Genomic DNA, 14,288 nt, shown 5'->3' with positions numbered 1-14,288 from the left:
ATGACCGTACAGGCTTTTACCGACGCCGACCTTGCCCGGCTCGAGGCGTTGCTGACGCCGCTCTCGGCGGACGGCTCGACCATGCGCGCCGACGAGGTGCAGGGCTTCTTCTGCGCGGTGGCCAGCGGGCCGGACGCCTTGCCGTTCGCCGACGTGCTCGCCGAAGTGCTGGGCGACGCGCCGGGTTTTGCCGGGGAGGCTGAAGCGGCCGAGGCACGCGAGCTGCTGACCCGCATGTACTTCCACGTCGAGCAGCAACTCTCCGCTGGCCAGCTGCCCGAGATGCTGCTCTACGAGGACGACGACGGCGAGGCCGACTACTGGCCGTGGTGCAACGCCTACCTGTACGCGCTGGACGTGGTGCCGACCGACTGGTTCGAGACCGCCGACGACGAGGGCTTCGAAGACCTGCTCTACCCGGTGATGGCGCTGGGCGGCATCTTCGAACAGGAGGACGGCGAGGACTTGGTCACCTTCACCGACGCCGAGATCGAGGGCTTCAAGGACGAGCTTGAAGAGGCCGTGCTGGCTGTCTACGGCTACTGGCGCGCCAAGGAAAACGCACCGGTGACCCAGCGCCGCGAAGGCGACAAGGTCGGCCGCAACGACCCCTGCCCGTGCGGCAGCGGCAAGAAGTACAAGGCTTGCTGCGGCAAGGCCTGATTTTTTTCCCCGCATTGCAAAGACCCGGCCTTGGCCGGGTCTTTTTTCGTCAACGCGGCAGCGGACGCGCCGCGATTTCGCCGGCGAGGCGGTCTACACCCTCTCCCAGCGCCTTGGCGAGCGCCGCGTAACCGTCGCCCTGTTGTGGCACGCGGATGTCAAACGGCCAGCTCGCTTGCGCCTTGCCGTCGCTGGCGACAAAGCGGTACTGGCCGCCGACGCGGGCGGTGCCGTCGTCGCTGCCGCCAAACTCGGACACGTCGACGATCACGCGCGGCGCCGTGCTATTGCCTTGTGTAAGCCAGGCGCGGCCGGTGCGCGTGGAGAGACGCTCGGCCAGCGCCCGGCGCAACATCGGCTGGGGTGCTTCGGCCCATTGGTGAAACTGCGCGAGGCTGACCTGAACCGGCCCTTGCCGGTAGGCAATGCTCGGCGAGGCGAGGTAGCCGGCGAGCCTGACTTCGACGCTGGCGGCGCTTTCGCTCGCGGTCGCCGGCGTGCTAGGAGCCGGCGGCAACAGGTAGTAACGGACGTCGGGCGTGCCCGCGCACGCGGCGAGCACGAGAGGCAGGCACAGGACGAGGAGACGGTTCACGGGCGGGCTCCTTTCGGGGTCGGGTCGGTGGCGTTGCGGTCGAACAAGAGGGCGTTCGGTTGTGCATCGAGCGTGCGCACCAGCGGGCGCGCGTTTTGCAGCAGCTGGTTGAGCGTCGACAGCGTCTGCGTGAGCTCCTGGTACGCCGCCGAGTCTGCCGAGAAGGACGCGGCACTCTGGCGCAACTGCTCGAGCGTCTTGCGCGCGTCGCCCGGCAGCGCCTGCGTCTGCGGGTTGGCGACCAGCTTGTCGATCTCGCCCATTAGCACTCGAGTGCGCTCGGCCGCGTCGCGGGTGCTGGCAAGGGCTTCATCGGCGTTGTTCAACGTGTTTTCGATCTTGAGCGCGTTGAGCTTGTCCAGCAGCGCGATCACCTTGTTCTCGATCTGCGACAGGCCGCCGCTGTCGCTGGCTGGCAGTACCGGGTAGGTGAGGAAGGGCTTGGGCAGCGTGCGGGTCTTCTTGCCGCTGTAGTCAAGGTCGACGAACAGCGCGCCAGAGAGCAGGTTGCCGGTCTTCAGGCGGGCGACCAGCCCGTCCTTGACGCTCCCGCCGATACGCTTTTGCCAGAAGCCGGTCGGGCGCTTGCCCGCGTCGGGGTCGAAGCGGCCGACCTCCAGGTTGATCAGGACCGGGATGCCGACGTTGCCGCCGGTTTTTTTCTTGCTGATGTCGAGCGAGGTCAGTGGCACGGCGGCGACCGAGCCGACACGGATGCCGCGGTACTCGACCGGCGCGCCGACGGTCAAGCCGCGCACCGACTCGTTGAACAGCACGACGTAGGGCAGTTGCTGTTCGTAGTAGAGGTTGCGCGCGTTCTCTTCGCTCGCGTACAGCATGAAGCGCGACTGGTTGCCGACCGCCTCGCCCAGCGAGTGGCCTGGCGGCACGTCGAAGGCGATGCCGCCCGAGAGCAGGGTCTGCACCGAACCGACGTTCAGCTGCAGGCCGGCGGCGGTCAGCGCGAGGTTGACGCCGCTGGAGACCCAGAAGCGCGAGTTGCTGGTGACCAGCTTGTCGTACGGGCGGTGGATGAAGATCTGGTAGCGCATCTGCCGCGCCTCGGTATCGAACTGCGCCTTTTCGACGCGACCGACCTCGTAGTGCTGGAACAATACCGGCGAGCCGACGCCGACGGTCGGCACGTCGCGCGCGGCAAGCGTCAGCCTGAGGCCGGGCACGTCCGGGGCGGTGACCGGCGGGGACGCCAGGATGTTGAAGTTGCGCTGTTTCTGGCCGCTCTTGCCCGGCTGGAACTGGATGTACGCGCCGGAGAGCAGGGTGGAGAGGCCGCTGACGCCGCCGGAGTCGACCCGCGGGCGCACTACCCAGAACTGGCTGTCGCTAAACAGCAGCGGCGCGGCGCTCTTGTCGAGCTGGGCGGTCGCGATCACGGTGTCGCCCTTGTCCGACAGGCTGACCGAGGTCACCCGGCCGATGGCGACGTCACGCACCTTGATCGGCGTCTTGCCCGCCTCGATGCCCTCGGCGTTGGGCATGGTCAGCGTGATTTCCGGCCCCTGGTTGCGCCAAGTGTCGTACACCATCCACAGACCGACGGAAATGGCCAGCAGCGGGATCAGCCAGACCAGGGAGAGCTGGCGCAGGCGGCCGAGGCGAGCGGTAGGGGGAGCTTGTTCAGTCATTTCTCGGTCTTTCCAGTTCGGCGTCCCACACCAGACGCACGTCGAAACACATGGCGGCGAGCATGGTGAACACCACCATGCCCGCGAAGGAGAGGGCGGCGATGCCCGGGTAGATCGACATCAGCTGGCCCATCTGCACCAGCGCGACCATCAGCGAGACCACGAACACGTCGACCATCGACCAGCGGCCGATGAATTCGACGACGCGGTAGAGCTGGGTATGGCGACGGGCGTCGTGGAAAGGGTGCTGGCTCGCGACCAGCAGCAGGATCAGCGCGAGGAACTTGGCGATCGGGATCAGCACGCTCGCGATCAGGATCACCAGCGCAACCGGGTACGAGCCTAACTGCCACAACAGCAGTACGCCTTGCAGGATGGTCGACGGGTCGCTCCTGCCCAGATATTCGGTGACCATGATCGGGTAGAGGTTGGCCGGCACGTAGAGCACGATGGCGGTGACCAGGAAAGCCAGCGTCAGCTGCACGCTGTGCGCGCGGCGGCGGGCTAGTGTCGAGTAGCAGCGCGTGCAGCGGCGCTGCCCCGCGAGGTGTGGCGCGCCGCAGTGCGGGCAGAAGCCGTGCGCGTCCTCTGCGTTCAAGGTGCGCGCATCGACGCGCGCGAGCGCCATCAGCAGCCAGTGGCCGTTGACCAGCGACACGGTGCGGGTGAGCGCGAGCGCAAACAGCAACATCGCCCAGAACGCCTTGCCCAGCGACACGTCGGCCAGCGACGCGAGCTTGATCACGCTGACCAAAATGGCGAGTAGGAACACGTCGGCCATCATCCAAGGCCGGCAGGCGAGCGCCACCTGCGCGGCCGAACGCATCCCGATGAGATAGCGGTCGCGGCGCAAGCCGCCGTACACGTAAAGCGTGGCGGTGAGGAACAATGCCGGGATTAACAGCACCGCCAGCACCAGCACGTCGGAGAGCAGCGTGAAGTCTTCCTTCAACAGCGCGTCGGCGCTGCCAAGCAGGGTGATCTGCTGATGGACGCCTTCGACGTTGAGCGCCATCAGCGGGAAACTCAGGCTGAGCACCAAGAAGAACAGCGCGCACAGCGCCCACGCGATCACGCTGTCGTAGACGCGCACCGGCAGCGCACACAGCGTCTCGCCGCAACGCGGGCAGTCGGCCTTCTGCCCTTCGGCGAGGCTGGGTAGCGCGACTTCGAGGTCGCATTGCGGGCAGCGCGTGCTGTGCGCGGGCAGGGCCTGCGTCATCGTTCGGGCTCCAGCGCTTTGACATGTAGGGCCCAGTCCTGCCTGTGCAGGTGCTCGAGCCAGGCGTCGCCCAGACGCGCGCTCTCAGAGACGGCCTGCCGCCACAGCCGCTTGCGCGTCGCGTCCTGCCGCGCGAAGCGCTTGAAGTCGCGCCGGTCGGGTAGCCCCCCCAAGCGCAGGCTCGCCAGATACTCGCGCGACGGCGCGACCAGCAAGGTGCGTGCGTGGCCGGTGGCCGAGGCGCGCCGCCACGGCAGCGCCTTGTCGAACCAGCCGGGCACGATGCGTTCGCCGAAGTGCGGGTAGAGGGTGATGCCGCCTATGCGGGCGAAGGGGAAGTCCAGGTGGTAGTCGGTCAGCCCGCCGTCGCGGTAGACGCCGCGCCGCGTATCGCCCGGCAGCGAGACCGCTTCGATCAGGCCGGGGATGGCGACCGTGCCCATCAGCGCAGCACCGATGTTGTGGGCATCAAGCGCGACGCGTCGGGTCGGCAGCGCGTCGCTGGGCGCGAAGGCGAGCGGGCTTCGCACGTCGTGGCAGAGCACGCGCTCGTAGCAGGCGCCGATCAGCCGCCGCTTAACGCCGTTGAGCGTCGCAGCCAGCGCGAGCGAGGCGAACAGGGGCGCGCGCGCTTCGCTGCGCCCCAAATGGCGGGCGCGTGCGAGCAGCAGCGTCAGCCGGTAATGCGGGTGTCGGGTCAGCGCGTCCCAGCCTGCTTCCGGCCCCAGCACATGTTCGAGCATCGCGCGCATGGTCGCGGTGACGGATGCGCGGCTTGGCGGTTCTCCCCAGCCGGTGTCGGTGTAGAAGTCGGCGAGGCGGTCGAGCGCGGAGGCCGCGTCGGCCTGCATCGCGCAGGCGAAGCGCCAGCCGCCGATCGACGCGCCGACCAGGTCGCGCTCGCGCGTCTCGCCCGCGAGCCAGCCGAACACCGCCTTGTCCAACCCGTTTAGTCCGAGCGCCTTGGGGCCGCCCGCCGCGCCGGGTAGCGCGGAGACGTCACCGGCGGCGAGGCCGGATTGGGCGATATGAGCGCGGGCGGTGCGGCCTGCGCGCAGGCTCAGTACCGGGTAGGGCAGGTGGATCGCGGGCATGGTCGGTCTAGGCGTGGGCGGTCTCTGATAAGGGTAATATCAAACGCATAGCATAATGCATGCGGATGCAACATACGCTTTCGTTATGGAACACCCCGCATTGCTTTTCCGTATGGGCTTCGTTTTTGGGGATGTCGTCCCCATCTGGGTCATATCGGCTGTGTGCTGCGGTCAGTTCCGGCCATTTTCTACTTTTCCGGCGGCGAGGGAGTCGTTAACATCGCCGCTCATTATGCGTTTGTGGAGTCTTCATGTCCGTTCCGCCGTCCCTGCGTCACATCGCCAGCTGCAAGCTGCCGACCCCGTGGGGGGAGTTCACGATGCACGGTTTCGAGGAAGCTTCGGGTCAGGAGCATGTCGCGTTGACCTTCGGCGACGTCTCCGGTGACGCGCCGGTGCTGGTGCGCCTGCACTCGGAATGCCTGACCGGTGACGCGCTGTTTTCCTTGCGCTGCGACTGCGGCTTCCAGCTGGAGGCCGCGCTCGACGCGATCGCCGAGGTCGGCCGCGGCGCCTTGCTCTACCTGAGGCAGGAAGGCCGCGGCATCGGCTTGATCAACAAGATCCGCGCGTACAAGCTGCAGGACGCCGGCGCCGACACTGTCGAGGCGAACGAGCGGCTGGGCTTTCCGGCCGACATGCGCGACTTTACCGTCGCGCGCGACATGCTCGCCTCGCTCGGCATCGCGCGGGTGCGGGTGATGACCAACAACCCGCGCAAGGTCGCGACCCTGCAGAAGGTCGGCATCGAGGTCGCCGAGCGGGTGCCGCTCAAGGTCGGCCGCAACAGCCACAACGACGCCTACCTGAACACCAAGGCGGCCAAGCTCGGCCACCTGTTCTGACTTAGCGGGCCGCGGTTAGCCTCAGCGCGGCCAAGCCGTCTTCATCCAGCCTCAGGTAACCGCCGGCGCCATCGTGCCAGTCGGCGATCACCCAGCGCTGCGTCTTGCCGTCCGTCACCGGGTAGCAGCCCGGGCGGTGGGTGTGCCCGTGCACCAGCACAGGCCAGCCGCAGGGCTCAAGCAGCGCGAGCAGGCCTTCGGCGGTGACGTCGCCTTCCTCGGTATATCCCTGCACGGCCTTCTGGCCCTCGCTTTGCGTACGCGCCGCGCGCGCGATCGCGTGCCGCTCGGCGAGCGGCCGCGCGAGTAGCGCGGCCTGCCACGCCGGCTGGCTGCGCAAGGCGCGGAACGCCTGGTAGGCGGTGTCGGCGGTGCACGCGACATCGCCGTGGCTGAGCAGGAGGCGCTGCCCGTACGCGTCAATTGGCGTCGGGTCGGCGATCAGGCGGGCGCCGCTGGCGCGCTCGAAGCCCTCGCCCAGCAGGAAGTCGCGGTTGCCGTGCATCACGTAAAGCGGCGTCTGCGCGGCAAAGCGGGCGAGCGTGTCCAGCATGCGCGCGTTGAAGGGCGAACCCGCGTCGTCGTCGCCGACCCAGTATTCGAACAGGTCGCCCAGGATGTACAGCGCGTCGATCTGCCCGGCCCACTCTGCAAGCGTGCGCTCGAAGAGTTCGGCAAGTTCGGGGTGTTCTTCGGACAGGTGCAGGTCGGAAATGAAGTGGATGGCCATGGTCGTACGTGAAAGCGCCGCGCGGCCAGGGCCGCACGGCGGTAAAGCGGGCAGGGTTTAGAGGGCTTCGGCCTTCTCGATGACGACCGCTTCGACCGGCACGTCCTGGTGCATGCCGCTGCGGCCGGTGGCGACGGTCTTGATGCGGTCGACCACGTCTTCGCCGGCGACCACCTTGCCGAACACCGCGTAGCCCCAGCCGTTCGGCGTCTCGGACTGGAAGTTCAGGAAGTCGTTGTCGGCGACGTTGATGAAGAACTGCGCAGACGCCGAGTGCGGATCCGGGGTGCGCGCCATCGCCAGCGTGTAGCGGGCGTTCTTCAGGCCGTTGTTCGCCTCGTTCTTGATCGGGTCGCGGGTCTTCTTCTGCTTCATCTTGGCGTCGAAGCCGCCGCCCTGGATCATGAAGCCGTTGATCACGCGGTGAAAGATGGTGCCGTCGTAGTGGCCTTCTTTTACGTACTGCTCGAAGTTGGCGGCGGAGATCGGTGCCTTCTCGTGGTCCAGTTCGATGTCGATGGTGCCGAAGTTGGTCGTCAGTTTGATCATGGGGTCTCCTTTACTTGTCGGACTTGATGATGACTTTTTGCACGACAACCGGCGACAGCGGCACGTCGTCCATGCCGTTCACATAGCCGGTGCGGCTCTTGGCGATGCGCTGCACGATGTCCATGCCGCGCGTGACCTTGCCGAATACCGCGTAGCCCCAGCCTTGCGGGGTCTTCGCGCGGTGGTCGAGGAAATCGTTGTCGGCGACGTTGATGAAGAACTGGCTGGTCGCCGAATCGGGGTTGTTGGTGCGTGCCATCGCGAGGGTGCCGGTGGTGTTCTTCAGGCCGTTGTCGGCCTCGTTGGCGATCGGCGGGCGGGTCGGCTTTTGCACGAGTTCGCCCTTTTGCAGCGCGAAGCCGCCGCCTTGCACCATGAAGCCGTCGATCACCCGGTGGAACAGCGTGCCGTCGTAATGGCCGGCGCGCGCGTAGGCGAGGAAGTTGGCGACCGTCTTCGGTGCCTTCTGCGCGTCCAGCGTGACCTCGATGGTGCCCTTGTTGGTGACCAAGTCGACCACCGGTGCGGCGAGCGCCCCCAGCGGCAGGGCGGCGACGGCACAAACAGCAAGCAAGCGTTTCATCGGCGTCTTTCTCTTAGAATGGCGGGTTTTCCAGTCTGCGGATTCTAGCACAGCATGTTTGCCTGCCACCCCGTCGCCAGCGCCATCGGCCTGCTCATCCTCTCCAACATCTTCATGTCCTTCGCGTGGTACGCGCACCTGAAGGACCTCGCGCTGCGCCCATGGTATGTCGCCGCGCTGATCAGCTGGGGCATCGCGCTGTTCGAGTACCTGCTGCAGGTTCCCGCCAACCGCATCGGCTTTACCGCGCTCAGCCTCGCCCAGCTGAAGATCCTGCAGGAGGTGATCTCGCTGACCGTCTTCGTGCCGTTTGCCGTGTTCTACATGCAGCAGCCGTTTAAGTGGGACTACCTGTGGGCGGCGCTGTGCATGGTCGGCGCGGTCTACTTCATGTTCCGTAGCTAATTTTCACTGGCTGTAAATGCAAATTGGCTAAATGGCGGGTGACTGCTTGCCGGATTCGAATCTTGGCTCTAGACTCTGCGCTCTAAAAAGCGAGCGATGTTTTTTAATATCGCCCTGTCCTGCCATTGGCGGCGCATGCCGCCGGAAAGATTCGAGTGAACAAGAAGAACCGTTTCGGTGCGCGCCTCGCGTTGCCAGCCCTGATCGCCGCCATCCTCGCGCCTGCCGCGCACGCCGCCGGCTTCCAGCTCTCCGAGCAGAGTATCGTCGGCCTGGGCCGGGCGCACGCCGGCGCCGGCGTGGCGGGCGACGACCTCTCCAGCGTGTTCTACAACCCGGCCGGCATGGTGTTGCACCGCGGCACGCAGATCCAGGGCGGCCTGACCTACGCCGAGATCGACGCGCCGTTCGAGGGCGATAATAGCTTCTACCTGAGTGGGGCGCGTTCTGGTACCAACAATGGTCGTGGTCCGGGCGAGGTGATTCCGCAGGGCTTTCTGATCAAGGAAATCAACGAGCGTACCCGCTTCGGCTTCGGCGTGACCGTGCCATTCGGTCTCGGCTCCAGCTATGGCGATGACTGGTTTGGCCGCAACCATGGTATCGAAGCGCATATCATGACTGTCGACTTCAACCCCTCGCTCGCCTACCAGCTTGACGAGCAGTGGAGCATCGGCGGCGGCGTGTCCGCACAATACGCCAAGGCCAAGCTCAAGCAGGGGGCGTTTTTCCCGGGCGCCAGCGGCGAAATTGACGCTGACAGCTGGGCGTTCGGCTACAACCTCGGCGTGATGTACCAGTTTGACGCGGATACTCGCGTTGGCCTGTCTTACCGCTCCAAGCTCCAGCATGATGCGGAGGGGGATTACACCGCGCAAGGATTTGATAAGTTTCTTGGAGGCTTGAAAATCGATGGCGTTTACGATGGTGCCGCCAGCGTGACCACGCCTGAGTCGGTGCTGTTGTCTGCCTACCACCGCGTGAACCCGAAACTTGCGCTGACCGGCAGTCTGCGCTGGAGCAACTGGAGCCGTTTCGACAAGTTGACGATTGAGGGTAACCCCCTGTCCGATACCACCATCGACAACAACTGGAAGGGGAGCTGGTTCGCGTCGGTCGGCGCCGATTACAGCTACAGCGACAAGCTAACCCTGCGCGGCGGTGTTGGCTACGAAACCAGCCCGGTGCCGGATGCCGAGCACCGCAACCCGCTGATTCCCGACCGCGACCGCGTATGGCTGAGCGTCGGCGGCAGCTACGCGCTTGAGAAGAACATGACGCTCGACGTCGGCTACACCTACCTGCTGGGGGTTGGCGACGATAAGATCGATCACACTGTGATGAGTCCTGCTACGCCAGGCAAGCCAAATGGCAACCCGGATACACTCAAAGGCAAGTACAACTCGATCACCGGCCACCTGATCGGTGTCGGCCTGCAGTACCGCTTCTGAGCCGCTTGAGCCTTCCCGAAACGCCGCCTGCCCGGGCGGCGTTTTTTATGCGCGAGACCTTGCTGCTTGCGAAGTGGCATGCGAAAAAGATAGACTCCGTTCCCTTTTAAACAAGTGTGTCCACCCAGTGGCCGGTGTGCTCCGGCCACTGGGTGGACGGGCTTTCACGGAGTATTGCGAGCGATGCGGCCTGTCTTCCTCTTTGTTTCCGTCTTGTCCCTGTCCCTGTTGTCCGCCGGAGCGTGGGCGGCGGGCTTCCAGCTCTCCGAGCAGAGCGTGGTCGGCCTTGGCCGTGCGCACGCCGGTGCCGGCATGGCGGGCGACGACCTCTCCAGCGTGTTCTACAACCCTGCCGGCATGGTGCTGGTCGAAGGCGATGCGCTGCAGTTCGGTGCGACCTACGCCGAACTCGACGCGCCGTTTACCGGGCAGAACACAACTTATTGGCCAGACGCGTTAGGTGGTCCGCAGACCCAGGCAGGTAGCGACAACGGCCGCGGACCGGGCGAACTGGTGCCTTCGTTCTTCTACGTGCACCGGCTGGACGAGCGTCTGGTGGCGGGCCTTGGCCTGACCGTGCCGTTCGGGCTGGGCGCACGCTATGGCAACAACTGGTTCGGCCGCGACCACGGCATCTCCAGCTCGATCAAGACGCTGGACATCAACCCGTCGCTCGCCTACCGCGTCAACGAGCGCTGGAGTGTCGGCGCCGGCGTGTCGGCGCAGTACGCCGATGCCAAGCTCAGGCAGGGCGGTTTCGACCCGGCGCACGGCGAGGCGTACGGCCAGCTCAAGGCCGACAGCTGGGGCTTCGGCTACAACGCGGGCGTGCTCTACCAGCCGGATGCGGCGAGCCGGGTTGGCCTGTCGTTCCGTTCCAAGGTCCGCCACAAGGCCGAGGGCGACTACACCAACGACGGTTTCGCCGAGCTGGGTGCAGCGACCGGGGCAAATCTTGGCTGGATCGACGGTGTCTATCCCGGCCACGCGGTGGTGACCACGCCGGAGACACTGCTGCTGTCCGGCTGGCAACGCGTCTCCCCGCAGTGGGCGTTGAGCGGTTCGCTGCGCTGGAGTAACTGGAGCCGCTTCGATACCCTGAGCGTGCACGGCAGCCCGACCGACCTGGTTGAGGGCAACGGGCCGACCCTGATCCGCAACCACTGGCGCGACAGCTGGTTCGCGTCGCTCGGCGCCGATTACGCTTATAGCGACAGGCTGACCCTGCGCGGCGGCGTCGCCTATGAGACCACGCCGGTGCCGGACGACGCGCACCGCAACGCGCTGATTCCCGACACCGACCGCGTCTGGCTGAGCCTGGGTGCGAGCTACCGGGTCAGCCGCGCGCTCAGCGTCGACGCCGGCTACACCTATCTGCGCGGCGTCGGCTCGCGCAGCATCGACCATGTGGTGACCAGCCCGAAACCGGCCGGTACGGTGAGTCGCCTGACCGGCGAATACGGCCGCCTGAGTGGCCACCTCCTTGGCCTGCAGTTGCAGTACCGGCTGTAAACCAAGCAACAAGGGCGCCCGGGAGGGCGCCCTTGTTGCTTGCGGGGCCGTGGCTCAGAAAGAGTCGATCACCTTTTCGGTGTCGCCCAACAGGCTGGTCGGGCCGACGATCAGCGGGTCGGGGGCGTTGGCGATCCTGGGATTCTTGTCCGGGTAGTCGAGCGCGGCCAGGAAGTGGCGCAGGCAGTTGAGGCGGGCGCGCTTCTTGTCGTCGGACTTGACCACCGTCCACGGCGCGTCGGCGGTGTCGGTGTGGAAGAACATCGCCTTCTTGGCGGCGGTGTAGTCGTCCCAGCGGTCGAGTGACTGGATGTCGATCGGCGAGAGCTTCCAGTGCTTGAGCGGGTCGTCGCGGCGCGAGATGAAGCGGCGCAACTGCTCCTCGCGGCTGACCGAGAACCAGAACTTGAACAGGCGGATGCCGCTGTTGACCAGCATGCGCTCGAGCTGCGGCGTCTGGCGCAGGAACTCCAGGTACTCGTTCGGGTTGCAGAAGCCCATCACCCGCTCGACGCCGGCGCGGTTGTACCACGAGCGGTCGAAGAACACGATCTCGCCGGCGGTCGGCAGGTGATTGATGTAGCGCTGGAAATACCACTGGCCGCGTTCGACGTCGGATGGCTTCTCCAGCGCGACCACCCGCGCGCCGCGCGGGTTCAGGTGCTCCATATAGCGCTTGATGGTGCCGCCCTTGCCGGCGGCGTCGCGTCCCTCGAACAGGATGACGATTTTCTGCCCGCTCTCGCGTACCCAGGTCTGCACCTTCAGCAGTTCGATCTGCAGTTCGGCCTTCTGCTTCTCGTAGTCGTTGCGCCGCAGGCGGCTGCGGTAGGGGTAGGTTTCCGGCAGCGGTGCGCTCGCGCTGTCCTCGTCGCTGCCGGGCGGCGCCTGGGACACTAGGGTCGCGACCGGGCCCGCGCTGGCTGCCTCGATTTCGTGCACGGTCTGTTCGTGCGCCTTGCGCGTCGCATCTACCAGCGGGCTGCGTGTGGCTCGCCGGCGAGGCGCGGGCTTGTCCGCCTGCACTACGGTTTTTTCGGCGGAGTCTTCGGCTGGCGGGGGTGCCTCGGCGGGCAGGGCTTCGTCTACGGCATCCTTGTGTTTTTGCATGGCTTCACCTCGTTGCGGTCGCTTCCATTTTATGACTGCATTCTAGCGCGGCGGGCGTGCCGCGAGCGAGTCGCGGGTGTCCCACTCGGAAAGCGCGTCCCGTTCGGTTACAATCCGAAAATTCGACGTTTGTAACAGATACACGGACATGAGCACGGACAACAGCGCGCCAGCGGTCAGCAATTTCATTCGCAGCATCATTGACGAGGACCTCGCCTCCGGCAAGCACCAGGGGATTGTCACCCGCTTCCCGCCGGAGCCGAACGGTTACCTGCACGTCGGCCACGCCAAGTCGATCTGCCTGAACTTCGGCCTGGCCGACGATTACCAGGGCAAGTGCAACCTGCGCATGGACGACACCAACCCCGAGAAGGAGTCTGACGAGTACGTGCAGGCGATCCAGGAAGGGGTCGAGTGGCTGGGCTTCAAGTGGGACGGCCAGGTGCGCTTCGCGTCCGACTACTTCGACGCGCTGTTCGGCTACGCGGTTGAATTGATCGAGGCCGGCAAGGCGTTTGTCGACGACCTCTCGGCCGAGGAGATGCGCGCCTACCGCGGCGGCCTGACCGAGCCGGGCCGCGAGAGCCCGTACCGCAGCCGCACGGTCGAGGAGAACCTCGACCTCTTCATGCGCATGCGGGACGGCGAGTTCGCCGACGGCAGCAAGACGCTGCGCCTGAAGATCGACATGGCTTCGCCCAACATCAACCTGCGCGACCCGGTGATCTACCGCATCCGCCGCGCGCACCACCACCGCACCGGCGACAAGTGGTGCATCTACCCGATGTACGACTACACCCACTGCATCTCGGACGCGATCGAGGGCATCACGCACAGCCTGTGCACGCTCGAGTTCGAGGACCATCGCCCGCTGTACGACTGGGTGCTCGACAATATCTCGATCGGCTGCCACCCGCGCCAGTACGAGTTCTCGCGCCTCGAGCTGATGTACGCGCTGACGTCCAAGCGCAAGCTCAACCAGCTGGTGATCGACGGCGTGGTGTCCGGCTGGGACGACCCGCGCATGCCGACCATCGCCGGCATGCGCCGCCGCGGCATGAGCCCGGCCGGCATCCGCCTGTTCGCGCAGCGCATCGGCGTGTCGCGCAGCGAGAACGTGGTCGACATGAGCGTGCTCGAAGGCGCGGTGCGTGACGCGCTAGAAGGCGAGGCGCCGCGCGTGATGGCGGTGGTCAACCCGCTGAAGGTCACGCTGAGCAACTACGACGACGCGCTGACCGCGTCCCGCTCGGCGCCGTTCCACCCGCAGCACCCCGAATTCGGCGAGCGCGACGTGCCGCTGTCGCGCGAGATCTGGATCGAGCGCGACGACTTCGCCGAAGTGCCGCCGCCTAAGTGGCAGCGCCTGACCGCCGGCGGCGAGGTCCGCCTGCGCTACAGCTACGTGATCCGCTGCGACGAGGTGGTCAAGGACGAAGCGGGCGAAGTGGTCGAGCTCAAGTGCTCGATCGACCACGACACCCTCGGCAAGAACCCCGAGGGCCGCAAGGTCAAGGGCGTGATCCACTGGGTCGGCGCCGCCCACGCGGTCGAGGCCGAGGTGCGCTGGTACGACCGCCTGTTCACCGAGGCGCGCCCGGACGCGGTGCGTGGCGAGGACGGCGAGTACGTCGACTTCCGCACCTTCCTGAGTGACCACTCGCTCAAGACCATCACCGCATTCGTCGAGCCGGTGGTGCGTGACGCAGCGCCGGAGACGCGTTACCAGTTCGAGCGCGTCGGCTACTTCGTCACCGACCGCCACGAGCATGTGGCCGGCGGCCGCCCGGTGTTCAACCGCACCGTTGGCCTGAAGGACAGCTGGGCCAAGTAAGCCTGGCAAGGCCGCGGCGGGTGCCGCGGCGCAAGAGGGCGGGGCGGTG

Annotated in this window: 14 protein-coding genes; 6 read left to right on the top strand and 8 right to left on the bottom strand. The window is 66.2% G+C overall.

Annotated elements, in window-relative coordinates:
- On the top strand, positions 1–663 hold the full coding sequence (locus E5K04_RS06960; RefSeq protein ID WP_136552353.1) for a YecA family protein: 663 nt from the start codon (positions 1–3) through the stop codon (positions 661–663).
- Positions 664–712: 49 nt separating this feature from the next.
- Here E5K04_RS06960 and E5K04_RS06955 read toward each other — a convergent pair whose 3' ends face one another.
- The 4 genes from E5K04_RS06955 to E5K04_RS06940 are packed head-to-tail and all read right to left on the bottom strand — an operon-like array spanning position 713 to position 5,220.
- The gene (locus E5K04_RS06955) at positions 713–1,258 is read right to left on the bottom strand and encodes a PqiC family protein (RefSeq protein WP_136552351.1); all 546 of its coding nucleotides are present in this window, start codon (positions 1,256–1,258) and stop codon (positions 713–715) included.
- On the bottom strand, positions 1,255–2,904 hold the full coding sequence (pqiB, locus tag E5K04_RS06950; protein WP_136552349.1) for an intermembrane transport protein PqiB: 1,650 nt from the start codon (positions 2,902–2,904) through the stop codon (positions 1,255–1,257). The genes E5K04_RS06955 and pqiB overlap by 4 nt, the downstream gene beginning before the upstream one ends.
- Positions 2,897–4,126, bottom strand: a complete 1,230-nt coding sequence (locus tag E5K04_RS06945) for a paraquat-inducible protein A (RefSeq protein ID WP_136552347.1) — start codon at positions 4,124–4,126, stop codon at positions 2,897–2,899. The genes pqiB and E5K04_RS06945 overlap by 8 nt, the downstream gene beginning before the upstream one ends.
- Complete coding sequence (locus E5K04_RS06940) at positions 4,123–5,220, bottom strand: hypothetical protein (protein ID WP_136552344.1); 1,098 nt, start codon at positions 5,218–5,220, stop codon at positions 4,123–4,125. The genes E5K04_RS06945 and E5K04_RS06940 overlap by 4 nt, the downstream gene beginning before the upstream one ends.
- A 251-nt stretch (positions 5,221–5,471) precedes the next feature.
- Here E5K04_RS06940 and ribA point away from each other — a divergent pair, with 251 nt between their 5' ends.
- Positions 5,472–6,065 carry a GTP cyclohydrolase II gene (gene ribA, locus E5K04_RS06935; RefSeq protein ID WP_136552342.1) on the top strand — a complete coding sequence of 198 codons (594 nt, stop codon included), beginning with the start codon at positions 5,472–5,474 and terminating at the stop codon, positions 6,063–6,065.
- Position 6,066: 1 nt separating this feature from the next.
- Here ribA and E5K04_RS06930 read toward each other — a convergent pair whose 3' ends face one another.
- Genes E5K04_RS06930 through E5K04_RS06920 form a run of 3 tightly spaced genes read right to left on the bottom strand, consistent with a single transcriptional unit; the run spans position 6,067 to position 7,927 of the window.
- Positions 6,067–6,795 (bottom strand): UDP-2,3-diacylglucosamine diphosphatase, encoded by a 729-nt coding sequence (locus tag E5K04_RS06930; RefSeq protein ID WP_136552340.1) that lies wholly within the window; start codon positions 6,793–6,795, stop codon positions 6,067–6,069.
- Positions 6,796–6,852: 57 nt separating this feature from the next.
- The gene (locus tag E5K04_RS06925; RefSeq protein WP_136552339.1) at positions 6,853–7,344 is read right to left on the bottom strand and encodes a peptidylprolyl isomerase; all 492 of its coding nucleotides are present in this window, start codon (positions 7,342–7,344) and stop codon (positions 6,853–6,855) included.
- 10 nt (positions 7,345–7,354) lie between these two features.
- On the bottom strand, positions 7,355–7,927 hold the full coding sequence (locus tag E5K04_RS06920) for a peptidylprolyl isomerase (RefSeq protein ID WP_136552337.1): 573 nt from the start codon (positions 7,925–7,927) through the stop codon (positions 7,355–7,357).
- A 54-nt stretch (positions 7,928–7,981) separates the two neighbouring features.
- Here E5K04_RS06920 and E5K04_RS06915 point away from each other — a divergent pair, with 54 nt between their 5' ends.
- The 3 genes from E5K04_RS06915 (at position 7,982) to E5K04_RS06905 (ending at position 11,295) form a co-directional block, all read left to right on the top strand.
- A complete protein-coding gene (locus E5K04_RS06915) occupies positions 7,982–8,332 on the top strand; it encodes a DMT family protein (protein WP_136552335.1) in 351 nt (116 codons plus the stop codon).
- Between the two features lie 155 nt (positions 8,333–8,487).
- A complete protein-coding gene (locus E5K04_RS06910) occupies positions 8,488–9,783 on the top strand; it encodes an OmpP1/FadL family transporter (RefSeq protein WP_168929172.1) in 1,296 nt (431 codons plus the stop codon).
- A 183-nt stretch (positions 9,784–9,966) separates the two neighbouring features.
- Complete coding sequence (locus E5K04_RS06905; RefSeq protein ID WP_136552331.1) at positions 9,967–11,295, top strand: OmpP1/FadL family transporter; 1,329 nt, start codon at positions 9,967–9,969, stop codon at positions 11,293–11,295.
- 54 nt (positions 11,296–11,349) lie between these two features.
- Here E5K04_RS06905 and ppk2 read toward each other — a convergent pair whose 3' ends face one another.
- A complete protein-coding gene (gene ppk2, locus E5K04_RS06900; RefSeq protein ID WP_136552329.1) occupies positions 11,350–12,405 on the bottom strand; it encodes a polyphosphate kinase 2 in 1,056 nt (351 codons plus the stop codon).
- A gap of 148 nt (positions 12,406–12,553) precedes the next feature.
- On the opposite strand from ppk2, the gene E5K04_RS06895 reads away from it, so the two are divergent.
- Positions 12,554–14,239 (top strand): glutamine--tRNA ligase/YqeY domain fusion protein, encoded by a 1,686-nt coding sequence (locus tag E5K04_RS06895; protein ID WP_136552327.1) that lies wholly within the window; start codon positions 12,554–12,556, stop codon positions 14,237–14,239.
- Positions 14,240–14,288 lie beyond the last annotated feature (49 nt).

Source organism: Crenobacter intestini (assembly GCF_004919095.1).
Taxonomy (GTDB): domain Bacteria; phylum Pseudomonadota; class Gammaproteobacteria; order Burkholderiales; family Chromobacteriaceae; genus Craterilacuibacter; species Craterilacuibacter intestini.
The sequence above is the reverse complement of the archived record's forward strand: the minus strand, read 5'-3'. Positions and strand labels throughout refer to the sequence as shown.